Source organism: Limnohabitans sp. TEGF003, assembly GCF_055395455.1.
Window position 1 is genome coordinate 539,091 of the sequence record NZ_AP029225.1, and the last position, 15,862, is coordinate 554,952.

Annotated in this window: 15 protein-coding genes; 10 read left to right on the top strand and 5 right to left on the bottom strand. The window is 61.3% G+C overall.

Annotated features, from left to right (window positions below):
- Positions 1-28 precede the first annotated feature (28 nt).
- The 3 genes from cysM to ACZ5RT_RS02735 are packed head-to-tail and all read left to right on the top strand — an operon-like array spanning position 29 to position 1,727.
- Positions 29-931, top strand: a complete 903-nt coding sequence (gene cysM, locus ACZ5RT_RS02725; RefSeq protein ID WP_291924402.1) for a cysteine synthase CysM — start codon at positions 29-31, stop codon at positions 929-931.
- An 11-nt stretch (positions 932-942) separates the two neighbouring features.
- Positions 943-1,500 (top strand): NUDIX hydrolase, encoded by a 558-nt coding sequence (locus tag ACZ5RT_RS02730; RefSeq protein ID WP_464453426.1) that lies wholly within the window; start codon positions 943-945, stop codon positions 1,498-1,500.
- The gene (locus tag ACZ5RT_RS02735; RefSeq protein WP_291924413.1) at positions 1,500-1,727 is read left to right on the top strand and encodes a sulfurtransferase TusA family protein; all 228 of its coding nucleotides are present in this window, start codon (positions 1,500-1,502) and stop codon (positions 1,725-1,727) included. Before ACZ5RT_RS02730 ends, ACZ5RT_RS02735 begins: the two co-directional genes overlap by 1 nt.
- A 107-nt stretch (positions 1,728-1,834) precedes the next feature.
- Here the strand turns inward: ACZ5RT_RS02735 and galU are convergent, their stop codons facing one another.
- Positions 1,835-2,719, bottom strand: coding sequence for a UTP--glucose-1-phosphate uridylyltransferase GalU (gene galU, locus ACZ5RT_RS02740; RefSeq protein WP_464453427.1), 885 nt, complete (start codon positions 2,717-2,719; stop codon positions 1,835-1,837).
- Positions 2,720-2,744: 25 nt separating this feature from the next.
- Complete coding sequence (locus ACZ5RT_RS02745; RefSeq protein ID WP_464453428.1) at positions 2,745-5,768, bottom strand: valine--tRNA ligase; 3,024 nt, start codon at positions 5,766-5,768, stop codon at positions 2,745-2,747.
- Between the two features lie 330 nt (positions 5,769-6,098).
- Between ACZ5RT_RS02745 and ACZ5RT_RS02750 the strand changes: the two genes are divergently transcribed.
- The 3 genes from ACZ5RT_RS02750 (at position 6,099) to ACZ5RT_RS02760 (ending at position 8,580) form a co-directional block, all read left to right on the top strand.
- Positions 6,099-6,521 carry a rubrerythrin family protein gene (locus ACZ5RT_RS02750; protein ID WP_108426923.1) on the top strand — a complete coding sequence of 141 codons (423 nt, stop codon included), beginning with the start codon at positions 6,099-6,101 and terminating at the stop codon, positions 6,519-6,521.
- A gap of 107 nt (positions 6,522-6,628) precedes the next feature.
- Complete coding sequence (locus tag ACZ5RT_RS02755; RefSeq protein WP_464453429.1) at positions 6,629-7,978, top strand: (Fe-S)-binding protein; 1,350 nt, start codon at positions 6,629-6,631, stop codon at positions 7,976-7,978.
- A gap of 11 nt (positions 7,979-7,989) precedes the next feature.
- Positions 7,990-8,580 (top strand): DUF3501 family protein, encoded by a 591-nt coding sequence (locus ACZ5RT_RS02760; RefSeq protein WP_291928912.1) that lies wholly within the window; start codon positions 7,990-7,992, stop codon positions 8,578-8,580.
- A 72-nt stretch (positions 8,581-8,652) separates the two neighbouring features.
- Here the strand turns inward: ACZ5RT_RS02760 and ACZ5RT_RS02765 are convergent, their stop codons facing one another.
- The 3 genes from ACZ5RT_RS02765 to ACZ5RT_RS02775 all read right to left on the bottom strand — a co-directional run bounded on the left by ACZ5RT_RS02765 (position 8,653) and on the right by ACZ5RT_RS02775 (position 11,705).
- Positions 8,653-9,624 carry a Bug family tripartite tricarboxylate transporter substrate binding protein gene (locus ACZ5RT_RS02765; RefSeq protein WP_464453430.1) on the bottom strand — a complete coding sequence of 324 codons (972 nt, stop codon included), beginning with the start codon at positions 9,622-9,624 and terminating at the stop codon, positions 8,653-8,655.
- 30 nt (positions 9,625-9,654) lie between these two features.
- Positions 9,655-10,776: an NADH:flavin oxidoreductase/NADH oxidase gene (locus tag ACZ5RT_RS02770; protein WP_464453431.1), complete on the bottom strand. Its 1,122-nt coding sequence runs from the start codon at positions 10,774-10,776 to the stop codon at positions 9,655-9,657.
- 233 nt (positions 10,777-11,009) lie between these two features.
- A complete protein-coding gene (locus ACZ5RT_RS02775; protein WP_422171597.1) occupies positions 11,010-11,705 on the bottom strand; it encodes a pseudouridine synthase in 696 nt (231 codons plus the stop codon).
- On the opposite strand from ACZ5RT_RS02775, the gene yaaA reads away from it, so the two are divergent.
- The 4 genes from yaaA (at position 11,704) to ACZ5RT_RS02795 (ending at position 15,853) form a co-directional block, all read left to right on the top strand.
- Positions 11,704-12,480, top strand: coding sequence for a peroxide stress protein YaaA (yaaA, locus tag ACZ5RT_RS02780; RefSeq protein WP_464453432.1), 777 nt, complete (start codon positions 11,704-11,706; stop codon positions 12,478-12,480). The genes ACZ5RT_RS02775 and yaaA overlap by 2 nt on opposite strands.
- Positions 12,477-13,322, top strand: coding sequence for an NADPH-dependent 7-cyano-7-deazaguanine reductase QueF (queF, locus tag ACZ5RT_RS02785; RefSeq protein ID WP_464453433.1), 846 nt, complete (start codon positions 12,477-12,479; stop codon positions 13,320-13,322). The genes yaaA and queF overlap by 4 nt, the downstream gene beginning before the upstream one ends.
- Before the next feature lie 23 nt (positions 13,323-13,345).
- The gene (locus ACZ5RT_RS02790; RefSeq protein WP_464453434.1) at positions 13,346-13,774 is read left to right on the top strand and encodes a PACE efflux transporter; all 429 of its coding nucleotides are present in this window, start codon (positions 13,346-13,348) and stop codon (positions 13,772-13,774) included.
- A 72-nt stretch (positions 13,775-13,846) separates the two neighbouring features.
- Positions 13,847-15,853 (top strand): AAA domain-containing protein, encoded by a 2,007-nt coding sequence (locus ACZ5RT_RS02795; protein ID WP_464453435.1) that lies wholly within the window; start codon positions 13,847-13,849, stop codon positions 15,851-15,853.
- Positions 15,854-15,862: the final 9 nt, after the last annotated feature.

A 15,862-nucleotide genomic window follows, 5' to 3' on the forward strand; every position in this document is an offset into this window, starting at 1 on the left:
AAGACCCGAATTATGGCACATTATTGGGATGATTTATCCAACCATTGAAGATGCGATCGGTAAGACCCCCTTGGTGGCTTTGCAGCGTTTGGGGGCTGCCGACATGGCGGCTCGAAACAATGTGATCCTGGGCAAGCTGGAGGGCAACAACCCGGCGGGCTCGGTGAAAGACCGTCCTGCCCTGTCGATGATCCGGCGGGCCGAAGAGCGGGGCGAAATCAAGCCGGGCGATACCTTGATCGAGGCCACGTCCGGCAACACCGGTATTGCGCTGGCGATGGCCGCGGCCATCAAGGGCTACCGCATGGTCTTGATCATGCCCGAGGACCTGTCGATTGAACGCGCCCAGACCATGAAAGCCTTTGGTGCTGAGCTGATCCTCACACCCAAGAGCGGCGGCATGGAATACGCCCGCGATCTGGCGGACAACATGGCTGCGCAAGGCAAGGGCCGCATCTTGGACCAGTTTGCCAACGCCGACAACCCGCGCATCCACTACGAAACCACTGGCCCCGAAATTTGGGAGCAAACCGGCGGCAAGGTCACTCATTTTGTGAGCGCCATGGGCACCACCGGCACCATCACGGGGGTGTCGCGGTTTTTGAAAGAAAAGAACCCGGCGATTCGCATCATTGGTGCCCAGCCCAGCGAAGGCTCGCGCATTCCGGGCATCCGCAAGTGGCCCCAGGAGTACCTACCCAAAATTTACGACCCCAGCCAGGTGGATGAGCTGATTTATGTGAGCCAGAGCGACGCCGAGGAAACTTGCCGCCAGATGGCCCGCACCGAAGGCATTTTTGCCGGCATTTCCGCTGCGGGTGCTTGCTGGGTGGCCCAGCAGGTGGCCAAGACGGCGCAAGACGCGACCATCGTGTTCATCGTGTGCGATCGCGGTGACCGTTATTTGTCCACTGGCGTTTTTCCCGCCTGACCGGAGTTTTCATGGCTGAATACCGTTTTTGCCCCCAGTGCGCCAGTCCTCTGGCTTGGCTTTCGCAAATGGAGGACGGGGGCGAGACGATGCGCCTGCGTTGCACGGCCTGTGATTTCACGCACTGGAACAACCCGACCCCGGTGCTGGCGGGCATTGTGCAGGTGGGTAACCAGATTTTGCTGGCCCGCAATGCGGCATGGCCGGGGCGGCGTTTTGCGCTGATCACGGGGTTCATGGAGGCGGGCGAGACACCCGAAGACGGCATCAAACGCGAGATCGCCGAGGAAACGAACCTGAAGGTGTCGGCGCTCAAGTTGATCGGCGTGTACGACTTCCAGCGCATGAACCAGGTGATCATTGCCTACCATGCGGTGGCTGAAGGCGAAGTGCGTTTGTCGCCCGAGTTGGCCGAGTACAAGATGTTCGACTTCAAGGATCTGATCTGCTGGCCAGCAGGTACCGGTTATGCCTTGGGCGACTGGTTGCGCACCATCGGCATCGAGCCGAAGTTCATGACATGGGAAGAGCGTGCCGCGCAAAGCCAGGAACAGAATCAGGACACATGATGCAGATCGACAAGGAAATCGATACCAGCGGCTTGAATTGCCCCCTGCCTATTTTGAAGGCGAAGAAAGCCTTGAACGACATGAGCAGCGGTCAGGTGCTCAAAGTGATCGCGACAGATCCCGGTGCGGCCCGCGATTTCGAGGCCTTTGCCCGGCAGACCGGCCATGAGCTGGTCATGCAGGAAAAGACCGAGACGGCGTTTGTGTTTGCACTCAAACGCCGTTGAAGAACCAACAATCTCACTTCTTCTGTGGGAGGCCGCCCCTGCGGCCGAATGATTGCCATGGCTTAAACACCATTCGCGAGCGGGGGCTCGCTCCCACAGGGAGCTGATCAGAGGGTCAAACCCTTGAGGTAGTCGCGGAACGACGTGCCCACTTGCGGGTGTTGCAAGGCCAGTTCCACTGTGGCTTCCAGAAAACCCTCCTTGCTGCCGCAGTCGTAGCGCTTGCCTTCGTACTGGAAGGCGTAAACCGCTTCCCGCTGCATCAACCGGGCAATCGCATCGGTCAGCTGGATCTCGCCACCCACACCGGTAGGTTGGTTGCGGATCTCGTCAAAGATGCCCGGCGTGAGGATGTAGCGGCCCGCCACGCCCATGCGGGATGGGGCTTGCTCGGGGCTGGGTTTTTCCACAATTTTTTCAACACGGATGAGCTGTTTGCCTGCGGGTTCGCCCGCCACGATGCCGTAGCGTTTGACGTGTTCCAGCGGCACTTCCTGCACTGCCAGAATGGAGCGCCCTTGCTGGGTATGCGCCGCCACCATCTGGCTGAGCACCGAAGGGCCGCCTTGCAAACCCACCATCAGGTCATCGGCCAGCAGGACAGCAAAAGGCTCGTTGCCCACCATGGCTTCAGCGCACAGCACCGCATGGCCCAAACCGAGCGAGCGGGGCTGGCGCACATAGGCACAGACCATGTCGTCGGGCTGGACCGAGCGCACCAGGGACAACAGTTCGTCCTTGTGTGCGGCTTCGAGTTCGCTTTCGAGTTCGTAAGCGGTGTCAAAGTGGTCTTCGATGGCCCGCTTGCTGCGGCCCGTCACGAAAATCATGTGGCGCACGCCCGCGCTGTAGGCTTCTTCCACCGCGTACTGGATCAGCGGTTTGTCCACCACAGGCAGCATTTCTTTGGGCGCGGCTTTGGTGGCGGGCAAGAATCGAGTGCCCAAACCGGCTACAGGAAAAACCGCTTTACGAATCACGTTGTTGCTCATGTTGTCTCCCTTGGTTGGATGGCGGTTAGCCCAAACGTTGCAGTTGCTGGCGAATTTTGTCGAGCGTGGCCCCGAAGTCGGCCACGCGCTTTTTGGTTTCGTCCAGCACCGCTGGCGGGGCTTTGGCCACAAAGGCCTCGTTGCCCAGCTTGGCGTTGGCTTTGGCGATTTCGCCTTCCAGGCGGGCGGCTTCTTTGGTCAGGCGAATTTTTTCGGCAGCTACATCCACTTCGATGAACAGGCACAAACGCGCTTCGCCCACCACCGCCACAGGCGCGGCTTGCGCGGCAGCGGCCCATTCGGCTTCGGTGTCAAATACCTTGACTTCGCTCAACTTGGCCAGCGACTGCAGCACAGGCGCCACACTTTGCATGAAGGCGGTGTCGCCCAACACATACAAGGGCATGCGGGTGGCGGGCGAGACGTTCATCTCACCGCGCAGGTTGCGGCAGGCGTCGACCAGGGTCTTGAGCTTGGCCACATGGGCCTCGGCGGCCTCGTCGATGCGCTCGGGTTGGCTCACGGGGTAGGCTGCGATGCTGACCGATTCACCCGGACGGCCTGCGACCACCGACACTTTTTGCCAAAGCTCTTCGGTGATGAAGGGGATGATCGGGTGCGCCAGGCGCATGATGGTCTCGAGCGTGCGGATCAGGGTGCGGCGGGTGGCGCGTTTTTGCGCGTCGTCTCCGGTGTTGATCTGCACCTTGGCGATTTCCAGGTACCAGTCGCAGAACTCGTTCCAGACGAAGTCATAGATGATGTTGGCCACGTTGTCGAGGCGGTATTCGGCAAAGCCTTTGGCCACGTCGGCTTCCACGCGCTGCAGTTGTGAGCTGATCCAGCGGTCGGCCTGGCTGAAGGCCAGATAGCCGTGCACCGGGCCGCCCACTTCGCATTCGGCTTTGGTGTGCTCTTTGAGGCCGCAGTCCTGGCCTTCGCAGTTCATCAGCACAAAGCGGGTGGCGTTCCACAGCTTGTTGCAGAAGTTGCGGTAGCCCTCGCAGCGCTTGGAGTCAAAGTTGATGCTGCGGCCCAGGCTGGCCAGTGCCGCAAAGGTGAAACGCAGCGCGTCGGCGCCGTAAGCGGGGATGCCTTCGGGGAATTCTTTTTCGGTTTGCTTGCGGACCTTGGGGGCGGTCTCGGGCTTGCGCAGGCCTTGGGTGCGTTTTTCGAGCAGGGGTTCGAGCGTGATGCCATCGATCAGGTCAACCGGGTCGAGCACGTTGCCTTCGGATTTGCTCATCTTCTTGCCTTGGGCGTCGAGCACCAGGCCGTGGATGTAGACATGCTTGAAGGGGGCGCGACCTGTGAAGTGCGTGGTCATCATGATCATCCGGGCGACCCAGAAGAAGATGATGTCGTAGCCTGTAACCAGTACGCTGGAGGGGAGGTAGAGGTCGTAGTCGCTGAGGCTTTTGTTGGTGCTGGTTCCGCTGGCGGCAGTGGCACCGCCGGTCGTGCTCATACTCGCTTCGCTCGCCAAATCGCCCGATCCGGCGGCACCACTGCCGCCAGCTGCGTTGCTGGCAACTTTGCCGTCATTTCCCCAGCCCATGGTGCTGAAGGGCACCAAGGCGCTGGAATACCAAGTGTCGAGCACGTCTTCGTCGCGCTTGAGCGTCTTGCCAGGGGCCTTGGCTTGCGCCTCGGCTTCGTTGCGTGCGACGTACACATTGCCATCTTCGTCGTACCAAGCGGGAATCTGGTGGCCCCACCACAACTGGCGTGAGATGCACCAGTCCTGGATGTTGTTCATCCACTGGTTGTAGGTGTTGACCCAGTTCTCGGGCACAAAGCTCACGGCACCGGACTGCACCGCGTCGATGGCTTTTTGCGCAATGCTCTTGCCTGTGGCGTCGCCTTTGCCCACCTGGTTCATGGCCACGAACCACTGGTCGGTCAGCATGGGCTCGATCACCTGGCCCGTGCGGGCGCAGCGGGGCACCATGAGTTTGTGTTTCTTCACCTCGACCAAAGCGCCTGCGGCCTCCAAGTCGGCCACCACGGCTTTGCGGGCCACGAAGCGGTCCAGGCCCCGGTATTTCTCGGGCGCGTTGGCGTTGATGGTCGCGTCCAGGTTCAGCACGCAAATCATCTCCAGCTTGTGGCGCTGACCAACTTGGTAGTCGTTGGTGTCGTGCGCAGGCGTGACTTTGACCACGCCTGTGCCGAAATCCTTGTCCACGTACTCGTCGGCAATCACGGGGATGGTGCGGCCGCACAGGGGCAGGTTGACCTGTTGGCCGATCAGGTGTTTGTAACGCTCGTCTGCGGGGTGCACCATCACAGCCACGTCACCCAGCAGGGTCTCTGGGCGGGTAGTCGCAACAGTGAGTGAGCCAGAACCATCGGCCAGGTCATAGCGGATGTGCCACATCGAGCCGTCTTCTTCCTCGCTCTCGACTTCGAGGTCAGACACCGCGCTCATCAGCACCGGGTCCCAGTTGACCAGGCGCTTGCCGCGGTAGATCAGGCCTTGCTCGTACAGCTGCACAAAGGTCTCGGTCACCGTTTGGGACAGCTTGGGGTCCATCGTGAAGTATTCGCGGCTCCAGTCCACGCTGTCGCCCATGCGGCGCATTTGGCTGGTGATGGTGTTGCCGGACTCCTCTTTCCACTCCCAGACCTTGCTCACGAAGTTCTTGCGTGCCTCGGCAGGCGTGGGGCCCATGTCGTGGCGGCTGATGCCTTTGGCTTGGAGCTGGCGCTCCACCACGATCTGCGTGGCGATGCCCGCGTGGTCGGTGCCGGGAATCCAGGCGGTGTTGAAACCCATCATGCGGTGGTAGCGGGTCAACGAGTCCATGATGGTCTGGTTGAAGGCGTGGCCCATGTGCAGGGTGCCCGTCACGTTGGGCGGGGGCAGCTGGATGGCAAACGCTGGCGCACCGTCTTTGGCGGCCTGTGTGCCACGGAAACCGGCCACGCCGTAGCCGCGCTTTTCCCACTCGGGGCCCCAATGCGCTTCGAGGGCGGCAGGTTCGAACGATTTGGACAGGCTCTCAAGCCCGGGCTGGTGGACCGGGGTGGCGGGGGCGTTGCTCATGGCGGGGTCTTTTTCCAAAAGAAAACGGCAGCTCAGCAGATGCCGTGCAGGACCGTGTACGGTCCCAAAGGATTGATTTTACCCAGCCCATTCAGGTCCTCCGTGGGGACCGTGAGGCCACGCTGATCACGGGCTGCGCCCCGGAACAGGAGACCGATGGCGGCGCCCTCGGTGCTTTGTTGATATTTATCAATCCTCCGGGTCAATAGCGCTGACTAATCGGAGTCATTGCATCAATCTATTGGGCAGACTGGACAGTACAGAGTTAATCTATGTCGTCTCTGGCGATCCTGCCAGAGCCATTCAATCAAAACCCACAAGGAGATATCCATGGCAGCACTCAAAGGCTCGCGCACGGAACAATGCCTGAAAGACGCCTTCGCAGGCGAATCCCAGGCCAACCGTCGCTATTTGTACTTCGCGAACAAAGCTGACGTTGAAGGTCAGAACGACGTGGCAGCCCTGTTCCGTTCCACCGCAGAAGGTGAAACAGGTCACGCCCATGGTCACCTGGAGTTCCTGGAGCAATCCGGCGACCCCGCAACCGGTCTGCCCATTGGCTCCACACGCCAGAACCTGGCTTCGGCTGTGGCGGGTGAAACCCACGAGTACACCGACATGTACCCCGGCATGGCCAAGACCGCTCGCGAAGAAGGTTTTGACGAAATCGCCGACTGGTTCGAGACCCTGGCCAAGGCTGAGCGTTCACACGCCAACCGTTACCAGAAGGCCCTGAACGAATTGGTGGATTGATTCCCCCATGACGTCACCCGCTGCCCCGCAAGGTGCAGCGGGTTTTTCTCAGGGCTCGGCTGCAGAGTCTTCAGAAAAACCCTAAAAAAATCCCAAAGGAGCACTACATGGCCAAAGAAGGCAACCTCGAAGCCCCCACACGACATGCCCTCGGATGGGAGAACCCCGATTTCTACAACGAAGAAAAATGCTTCGAAGAGCTCGAGCGCATTTTTGACATCTGCCACGGTTGCCGCCGCTGTGTGAGCCTGTGCAATTCTTTCCCCACCTTGTTCGACCTGGTGGACGAAAGCAGCACCATGGAAGTCGATGGCGTCGACAAGAAGGACTACTGGAAAGTGGTGGACCAGTGCTTCATGTGCGACCTGTGCTACATGACCAAATGCCCCTACACACCGCCGCACGAGTGGAATCTGGACTTCCCGCACACCATGCTGCGGGCCAAGGCCATCAAGTTCAAAAAGGGCGAAGTGGGCGCAGCCGAAAAGTTTTTGGCCTCCACCGACACACACGGCTCGTTTGCGGGCATCCCGATCGTGGTGCAGGCGGTCAACGCCATCAACAAGACCGAAGCGGCCCGCAGCGTGATGGAAAGCGTGGCGGGCGTCGACAAGAACGCCTGGCTGCCTTCGCTGGCCACCAAAAAGTTCCGTTCCAGCGCCCCGGATGCCAAGGCGTCCAAAGTGGTGGATGGCGAAAAGACGCCCGGCAAGGTCGCCATCTATTCGACTTGCTACATCAACTACAACGAGCCCGGCATTGGCCACGATTTGCTCAAAATCCTGGACCACAACGAGATCCCGTACGTGCTGGTCGAGAAAGAAAAGTGCTGCGGCATGCCCAAGCTGGAGCTGGGTGATCTGGACTCGGTCAAGGCGTCCAAGGAAGCCAACATTCCGGTGCTGGCCAAGTACGCCAAGGACGGCTTCGCCATCATGGCGGCCGTGCCCAGTTGCGCCTTGATGTTCAAGCAGGAAATCCCGCTGATGTTCCCGGATTGCGCCGACACCCAGCTGGTCAAGGACGCGATGTGGGACCCGTTTGAGTACTTCATGGCCCGCAAGCGCGATGGCTTGCTCAAGACCGAATTCCCGCAAAAGCTGGGCTATGTGAGTTACCAGATCCCCTGCCACGGCCGGGTACAGAACATCGGCCGCAAAACCGAAGAAATGCTCAAGATGATCCCGGACACCGAGATCAACACCATCGAGCGCTGCTCGGGCCATGCCGGTACCTACGGCGTGAAAAAAGGCTCACACGAGATGGCGATGAAGATCGGCAAACCGGTGTTCAAGGCCATGGCCACCATGAAGGATGGCACCAAGCCCGACTTCATCAGCTCCGACTGCCCGCTGGGCGGCCACCACATTGCCCAGGGCTTTGAGGTCAATGGCCTGGGCGCGCCCGAACTGAACCACCCCTTGACCCTGGTGCGCAAAGCCTACGGTCTCAAATAAGGAACACTGCCATGCAACTGACCGGAAAAATCACGCCCGAGACCCTGATGTCTTTGGAGGCCTACACCAAGTGGCGCAAGGTCCACAAGCCCGAGGTGATTGCCCACCGCAAACTGCGCAGCGTGCAGCTGGGTGAGCACATCAACATGCAGTTCGAGAGCGAGACCACCATCCGCTATCAGATTCAGGAGATGTTGCGCATCGAAAAAGTCTTCGAAGAAGAAGGCATCCTGCAAGAGATCGAGGCCTACGCCCCGCTGGTGCCGGACGGCAGCAACTGGAAAGCCACCATGATGATCGAGTACACCGACATCAATGAGCGCAAACGCGAGTTGGCCAAGCTGATCGGCGTGGAAGACCGCATGTTTGTCGAGGTGGAAGGCCATGGCCGTGTGTACGCCATCGCCGACGAAGACCTGGACCGTGAGACCGATGAAAAAACCTCGGCCGTACATTTTGTGCGCTTTGAGCTGACACCCGCCATGTGCGCGGCCGTGAAAGCGGGTGCGGGCGTCAAGCTCGGGTGTGACCACACGCACTACCCCTCGCACATCGAAATCGCGGCCGATACTTTGGCCAGCCTGGCGGGCGACCTGAAGTAAGCCGCACCGATCCGCCAACAAAAAAGCCGGAGCAGGCCCCATGGCCTGCTCCGGCTTTTTGATGTCTGGCGCTCAGTCCAGCTTGATGTTGGCTGCCTTGATGGCTTGGGTCCAGTCGGCGATGTCGCGGTCCAGGATTTTGGTCATGTCGGCCGGGGCCACAAAGCGCACCTCGATGCCAGCCTGGTCGGCGCGTTGTTTGCTCTCGGGCAGGTCCAGGCTGCGTTTCACGGCATCGGCCAGTTGATTGACTGCAGCAGCAGGTGTTCCTGCTGGGGCGTAAAGGGCCACCCAGGATTCGAGGTCAAAGTTGGGGTAGCCGGCCTCCGCCATGGTGGGCACCTGGGGCATGCCCGCATGGCGTTTTTTACCCGTGACGGCCAGTGCCTTGAGCTTGCCGCCCTGGATGTGCTGCATCACCGAAGGCGGGGTGGTCATGAACACCTGCACTTGCCCAGCCAACACGTCGGCAATGGCCTGGCCCGAGCCTTTGTAAGGCACATGCACCAAATTCACCCCGGTTTGCTGCTTGAAGATTTCGGTGCCGATGTGCGAGACCGAGCCATTGCCCTGCGAGGCGTAGTTCAGCTTGCCCGGGTTTTGTTTGGCGTAGGCAATGAACTCCTTCATGTTGTTCACCGGCACCGAGGGGTGCACCGCCACCACGTTGGTGGCCACGGTGATCAGGCCCACGGGCGTCAGGTCTTTCAGCTCCCAGGGCAGTTTGCTCATCAGGATCGGGTTGGCCACGTGGTAACCCGAGTACGACACCAGCAAGGTGTGGCCGTCTTTGGGGCTGCGGGCCACCTGCTGGTAGGCCAGGTTGCCACTGGCGCCGCCCTTGTTTTCCACCACGATGGATTGACCGATCAGGCGACCCAGTGGCTCGGCAATCAGGCGGGCCGAGGTGTCGACCAAGCCGCCTGGCGGCACGGGCACGACCAGGGTGATGGGTTTGCTGGGGAAGGCCTGGGCCATCAAGGCCATGGGGGCGCACAAGCTGGCCACGGCCAGCAGTTTGGAAAATTGACGGCGAGTGTTCATATGTCTCTTTCTTTTTTGAGGGGGTGGAAATCAGCGCATGCCAATTTGGGCGTCGTTGAAAATGTTTTTGGCTTCGCGGGGCAAGCTGCGCCAGTACTGGTGTTGGGCATCGACGGTGCCACCCAAGGCCACAGCGGCTTCCCAGCCCCAGCGCGGCTTGTACAAAAAGCTGCGGGCCAGCGCCACCAGATCGGCGTCACCGCGTTGCAGCACGGCCTCGGCCTGGGCGGGCTCGGTGATCAGGCCCACCGCGATGGTGGTCAGGGCCGATGCTTCTTTGACCGCTTTGGCCAGGTGCACCTGGTACTCGGGGCCAATGGCAATTTTTTGCAGGGGCGAGACGCCGCCCGACGAGATGTGCACAAACTGCGCCCCGGCTTGCTTGAGCAGAACGGACAGCTGCGCGGTTTCTTCCACCGTCCAGCCGCCATCGACCCAGTCGGTGCCCGAGATGCGCATGCCCAGCGTGCCACCAAAAGCCTCGCGCACGGCTTTGAACACCTCCAGCGGAAAGCGGATGCGGTTTTCAAACGAGCCGCCATACGCGTCGGTGCGCTGGTTGGAAATAGGCGACAAAAACTGGTGCAGCAAATAGCCGTGCGCGGCGTGCAGCTCCACCGCCTCGATGCCCAGCTCTTGGCTGCGCCGGGCGGTGTTGACGAAGTCGGCTTTTATTTGCGCGATGTCGGCCAGGCTCAGTTCGGTGGGCGCAGCTTCTTGCGGCAGGTGGGGTAGGGCGCTGGGGGCCACGGTTTGCCAGCCGCCGTTTTCGGGGGCGATCAGCATGCCGCCGTTCCACGGGGCTGCACTCGATGCCTTGCGGCCCGCGTGGCTGATCTGGATGCACACGGGCATGGCGGGGGCCAGGCGTCGGGCACGGTGCAGTTTGTCGGCCAGCGCCGCTTGGGTGGCGTCGTCCCACAGGCCCAGACACCCGGGGCTGATGCGGCCCACGGCCGAGACCGCCGTGGCCTCGATGGTGAACAGGCCCGCGCCGCTGTTGAGCAGGTTGGTCCAGTGCGTCAGGTGCCAGTCGGTGGCCTGGCCGTGGTGGGCCGAGTACTGGCACATGGGCGCGATCACGATGCGGTTGGGCAAGGTAAGGGGGCCGGAGGGCGCGTGGAAGGTGAAAGGCGTGAAAAGCAGGCTCATGGGGTGTTTTGTCGCGGTCGGTTGAGTCTTGGCTCGCAGTAGCAAGCGCAGCCGTGCATCTTATGGAAAACTGGCAAGACGCTTATCCGTTGGGTGACATCACCCCTGTCAAGACGCTTATCTATTGGGTGACATAACCCCTGTCACCCCGGACTTGATCCGGGGTCCATGTATTCAGGCGAAGATAGAAAAAGAGATGACGGCTGATGGGTCAAGTCTGGAATCACTTCTCGTTAGCCAAAAGCGTTCCAAAGTGCCCATTCTTCAGGCAAGGGCGATTCCAGTTGCAGCCGCTGCCCGTTCACCGGGTGGGGCAGTGTCAGACTCTCTGCATGCAACCACAAGCGCTGCAGCCCAAGCAAACCCGCCACCGCCCGGTTGAGCGGCCCTTTGCCGTGGGTGGCGTCGCCAATGATGGGATGGGCGATGTGCTTCATGTGGCGGCGCAGCTGGTGGCGGCGGCCCGTGAGGGGGTGCAGGGCCAGTTCGGCGCAGCGGGTGCTGGCAAAGCCTTGCTGGGGCAGGGGCAGCTCGAAGCGGCGCAAGGTGGTAAAGCGGCTTTGGGCGGGCTGCACTTCCAGGCGCTCGGTGCGCATGTCGTCGGGCATGCGCTTCAAGGGGTGGTCGATCAGGCCTTCAGCCTCGGGCCAGCCGCGCACCACGGCGCGGTAGGTTTTTTGCAGGCCTTGGCCGCTTTCAAAGGCCTGGCCCAGCAGGCGGGCGGTGTCCGCGTTCAGCGCAAACAGCAGCACGCCGCTGGTGCCTTTGTCCAAACGGTGCGCGGGCCAGACCGGGCGGCCGAGTTGGTCGCGCAGCATTTGCAGGGCAAACCGGGTTTCACCCGCGTCCAAACCGGTGCGATGCACCAGCAGGCCGGGCGGCTTGGTCACGGCTGCAAGATAATCGTCCAGGTAAAGGATATTGAGCATGTTGTTCTTATTGTCACCCGCCAAATCTCTGGACTACGAAACCCCCGCAGCGGGCGTGCCCCACACGCTGCCGCAGTTCGTGCCGCAATCGCAGGCCTTGATCGAGGTGTTGCGCCAGAAGTCGCCCCAGCAAATCGCCGAGTTGATGGACTTGTCGGACACGCTGTCGGCGCTGAACGTGGCCCGCTACGAAGCCTGGAGCCCGAAGTTCACCGCCAAAAATTCCAAGCAGGCCGTGCTGGCCTTCAATGGCGATGTGTACGAGGGCCTGGACGCCAAGACCCTATCACCCCAAGAACTGGAGTGGGCGCAGGCCCATGTGGGCATTTTGAGTGGTTTGTACGGCGTGTTGCGCCCGCTGGACTGGATGCAACCCTACCGCCTGGAGATGGGCACCACGCTGCAAACCGACAAAGGCAACAACCTCTACAAGTTCTGGGGGCCGCAAATCGCCGAGTACCTGAACGGGCAACTGGCCAAGGACAAAACCCCGGTCATCGTCAACCTGGCTTCGCAGGAATACTTCAAGTCGGTGGACCTCAAAACCCTCAAAGCCCGCGTGATCGAGTGCGTGTTTGAAGACTTCAAGGGCGGTAAGTACAAGATCATCAGCTTCAACGCCAAGCGGGCGCGGGGCTTGATGGCGCGGTATGCGATTCAAAACCGCATCAGCCACCCCGAAGGCCTGTTGGGCTTTGACCTGGAAGGCTATGCCTACGACCCGGCCGTGTCGGAGCCGGACCGATTGGTCTTTCGCAGAAAAGTGCAAGCATGAACACCCCAGAACAATCGCAGCTGGGCAAGTCCAGCGCCTGTGTGGACCAGTACGACGCGAGCCTGCTGTTTCCCATCCCCCGCGCCACCAAGCGGGCCGAGATCGGCGTCACCGGGCAGCCCGTGTTTTTTGGGGCCGACCTGTGGACCGCGTTCGAGCTGTCCTGGCTCAACCCCAAAGGCAAGCCGCAAGTGGCGCTGGCGCACATCACCGTGCCTGCCGAAAGCACACACATCGTGGAGAGCAAGTCCTTCAAGCTGTACCTGAACAGCTTCAACAACACGCGGCTGGAGAGCGCCGATGTGGTGCGCGACATGATCCGCAGCGACATCAGCGCGGCCATCTGGCACGGCAGCGCCATGCAGGCCAGCGTGGGCGTGAAGCTGCTGCTGCAAGAGCAATTTGACGCCGAGCCCGTGCACGAGCTGGACGGCCTGAACCTGGACCGCATGGACATCGAATGCAGCCGCTACCAGCCCGCGCCCGATTTGCTGACAGCCAACCAAGACGAGCAGCCGGTCACCGAAACGCTGGTCAGTCACCTGCTCAAAAGCAATTGTTTGGTGACAGGTCAGCCCGACTGGGGCAGCGTGCAGATCAGCTACAGCGGCCCGCAGATCGACCAAGCGGGTCTGTTGCAATACATCGTGAGTTTTCGCAACCACAACGAGTTCCATGAGCAATGCGTCGAGCGCATCTTCATGGACATCTGGACGCGCTGCAAACCCACCAAACTCACGGTCTATGCCCGTTACACCCGGCGCGGCGGCCTGGACATCAACCCCTGGCGCACCAGTGCACCGGGCGCGTTGCCGCCCAATGTGCGCACGGCTCGGCAGTGAATGCATTCACCAAGTTCCCCAAGATGACCCCCACCACCCGCCGTGTTCTCCAGGCCCTTTTGTACGAGGCCATTGCCATCGCTGTGGTTGGGCCCGTGTTGAGTGTGGCTTTTGACAAGTCGCCCACCTCCACCTTGGGCCTGGCGGTTGTGTTGTCGAGCATTGCGCTGACGTGGAACTACGTCTTCAACTGGCTCTTTGAGCGCTGGGAGTCGCGCCAAACCGTGCGTGGCCGCTCTTTTGTCAGACGGCTGGCCCACGGGGCCGGTTTTGAAGGCGGCTTGGTGATCATTCTTTTGCCCGTCATGTCGCTCTGGCTCGACATATCGCCCACCGCTGCCTTGGTGGCCAACCTGGGCCTGCTGGCCTTCTTTTTCTTCTATGCCATCGCGTTCACCTGGTGCTTTGACCGGGTCTTCGGCTTGCCCGCCTCAGCCCAGGCGGGCGATTGATACCGACAGCGGTTGAGTCCCTGTCCCCTCCCATTTCCATCTCTTTTGGCCGACCAAGACCCCACCTCCACTGTGCATCTTTCTGTTCAAGACGAGTTACGCCATGTGCGTGCACTCATGCAACTGGAGCAACAGGAAGACCATGCGCAATTCAAGCTCAAAAACGCCAGTGCCAGCATCAAAGAGCGCCGTCGGCGCGGCCTGACCTGGTACCCCGTCACCATCACCCAAGAAGACATTGGTTTTGGGGGCAAGGTGGTACTGGAGCTGGAGCGCCCGGCGCATCGGCAAGACCTGCATTTGTTTCAGGTGGGGGCGGCTGCGGCGCTGTTCAGCAGTGCGCCTGGCTATTCGGGCACAAATTCGGCATCAGATCGACCCGTGGTGAGTGGCGTGGTGACCCGCGTGCGGCGCAACAAGCTGCTGTTGGCCACCACCAAAGAAGCGCTGCCCGACTGGGTGCGGGACGGCAGCACCCTCAACGGCAGTACGTTGGGCATTGACCTGACGTTTGACGAGGTGAGCTACCGCGAGATGAACCAGGCCCTGAGCGCGGTCATGGCCGCTCACGGCAACCGCTTGGCCGAACTGCGCGACGTGTTGCTGGGCGCTCAGCCCGCCCGGTTTCGCGAGCCCCAAGCCGACGACCTGTTTTACCCCAGTGCGCTCAACGACTCGCAGCTGGCCGCTGTGCGCCATGTCGTCACGGCGCAAGACGTGGCCATCATCCACGGCCCGCCCGGCACGGGCAAAACCACCACGCTGGTGCAAGCCATTTTGGAAACCATCCGGCGCGAGCGACGCGTGCTGGTGTGCGCCCCCTCGAACACCGCCGTGGACCTGCTGACCGAAAAGCTGGCCGAGCGCGGTGTGAATGTGATCCGCTTGGGCAACCCCAGCCGCGTGTCGGAGCTGCTGCTCAAGCACACGCTGGATGCCGGGGTGATGGCCCACGCCAGCTACGCCAAGATGCACGCCATGCGCCAAACCGCCGAGCAGCACCGCCAGACGGCCAGCGAACGTGTGCGCAACTTTGGTTTTGTGGAGCGAGAGCGCCGCCAATGGTTGCGCGAAGAAGCCCGCACGCTGCGCCAAGCCGCCGACGATTTGGAGCGCTTCATGACCGAAGACGTGCTCGAATCGGTGCAGGTCATCACCTGCACGCTGGTGGGCGCCAGCCACCGCCACATTCGCCACCTGGACTTTGAGACCGTCTTCATCGACGAAGCCGCACAGGCCCTGGAGCCGGGTTGCTGGATTCCCATTGTCAAAGGCCAGCGCCTGGTGTTGGCGGGCGACCACCACCAGCTGCCGCCCACCGTGAAAAGCGAAAAAGCCGCCCGCGAAGGCCTGCGCGAAACCCTGTTTGAAAAGTGCATCCAGCGCCAACCGGGCACCGCCCGCATGCTGAAGGTGCAATACCGCATGCACGCGCACATCATGGGCTTCAGCTCACAGAAGTTTTATGGCGGCCAACTGGTGGCGCACCCCACCGTGCGCGACGCTGACCTGGCCGCTTACGACCCGCGCTTCAATGACCCGAGCTTTGCGCCCGACTTGCCCGTGGAATTCATCGACACGGCGGGCTGCGGTTTTCAAGAATTGGCCATCCCCGAAAGCCGTTCAACCGCCAACCCCGAAGAAGCCCACTTGCTGCTGGAGCGCCTGGCGCAGCTGCTGACGCTGGGCGAGCCCACCGCACCCGACCAACGCCCGCTGACCATTGGCGTGATTGCACCGTACCGCGCCCAAATCAACTATTTGAAAGACGCCATCGAAGACAGCGCCGTGCTGAACGACTTGCTGCTGCAACGCAGGCTCAGCGTGGGCACCGTCGATTCGTTTCAGGGCCAAGAGCGCGACATCATCGCCATCACCCTGACGCGCAGCAACCCCCAAGGCGAGATCGGCTTCCTGTCGGACATCCGCCGCATGAACGTGGGCATGACCCGCGCACGGCGCAAGCTGCTGTTGGTGGGCGACTCGTCCACGCTGTGCAGGCATCCGTTTTTTTGGGAGTTGTTGGCGTATGTGAAGGGCGTGGGGGGCTACCGGACGGCGCAAACAGCAGTTCGTTAGATGGCTGTA

What these genes read in the sequence shown, in the direction of transcription:
- cysM (WP_291924402.1), top strand. Translation starts at nt 29, where the DNA reads ATGATTTATCCAACCATTGAAGATGCGATCGGTAAGACCCCCTTGGTG.
- ACZ5RT_RS02730 (WP_464453426.1), top strand. Translation starts at nt 943, where the DNA reads ATGGCTGAATACCGTTTTTGCCCCCAGTGCGCCAGTCCTCTGGCTTGG.
- yaaA (WP_464453432.1), top strand. Translation starts at nt 11,704, where the DNA reads ATGTTGTTCTTATTGTCACCCGCCAAATCTCTGGACTACGAAACCCCC.
- ACZ5RT_RS02790 (WP_464453434.1), top strand. Translation starts at nt 13,346, where the DNA reads ATGACCCCCACCACCCGCCGTGTTCTCCAGGCCCTTTTGTACGAGGCC.
- ACZ5RT_RS02750 (WP_108426923.1), top strand. Translation starts at nt 6,099, where the DNA reads ATGGCAGCACTCAAAGGCTCGCGCACGGAACAATGCCTGAAAGACGCC.
- ACZ5RT_RS02770 (WP_464453431.1), bottom strand. Translation starts at nt 10,776, where the DNA reads ATGAGCCTGCTTTTCACGCCTTTCACCTTCCACGCGCCCTCCGGCCCC.
- ACZ5RT_RS02775 (WP_422171597.1), bottom strand. Translation starts at nt 11,705, where the DNA reads ATGCTCAATATCCTTTACCTGGACGATTATCTTGCAGCCGTGACCAAG.
- queF (WP_464453433.1), top strand. Translation starts at nt 12,477, where the DNA reads ATGAACACCCCAGAACAATCGCAGCTGGGCAAGTCCAGCGCCTGTGTG.
- ACZ5RT_RS02755 (WP_464453429.1), top strand. Translation starts at nt 6,629, where the DNA reads ATGGCCAAAGAAGGCAACCTCGAAGCCCCCACACGACATGCCCTCGGA.
- ACZ5RT_RS02765 (WP_464453430.1), bottom strand. Translation starts at nt 9,624, where the DNA reads ATGAACACTCGCCGTCAATTTTCCAAACTGCTGGCCGTGGCCAGCTTG.
- ACZ5RT_RS02745 (WP_464453428.1), bottom strand. Translation starts at nt 5,768, where the DNA reads ATGAGCAACGCCCCCGCCACCCCGGTCCACCAGCCCGGGCTTGAGAGC.
- ACZ5RT_RS02735 (WP_291924413.1), top strand. Translation starts at nt 1,500, where the DNA reads ATGCAGATCGACAAGGAAATCGATACCAGCGGCTTGAATTGCCCCCTG.
- galU (WP_464453427.1), bottom strand. Translation starts at nt 2,719, where the DNA reads ATGAGCAACAACGTGATTCGTAAAGCGGTTTTTCCTGTAGCCGGTTTG.
- ACZ5RT_RS02760 (WP_291928912.1), top strand. Translation starts at nt 7,990, where the DNA reads ATGCAACTGACCGGAAAAATCACGCCCGAGACCCTGATGTCTTTGGAG.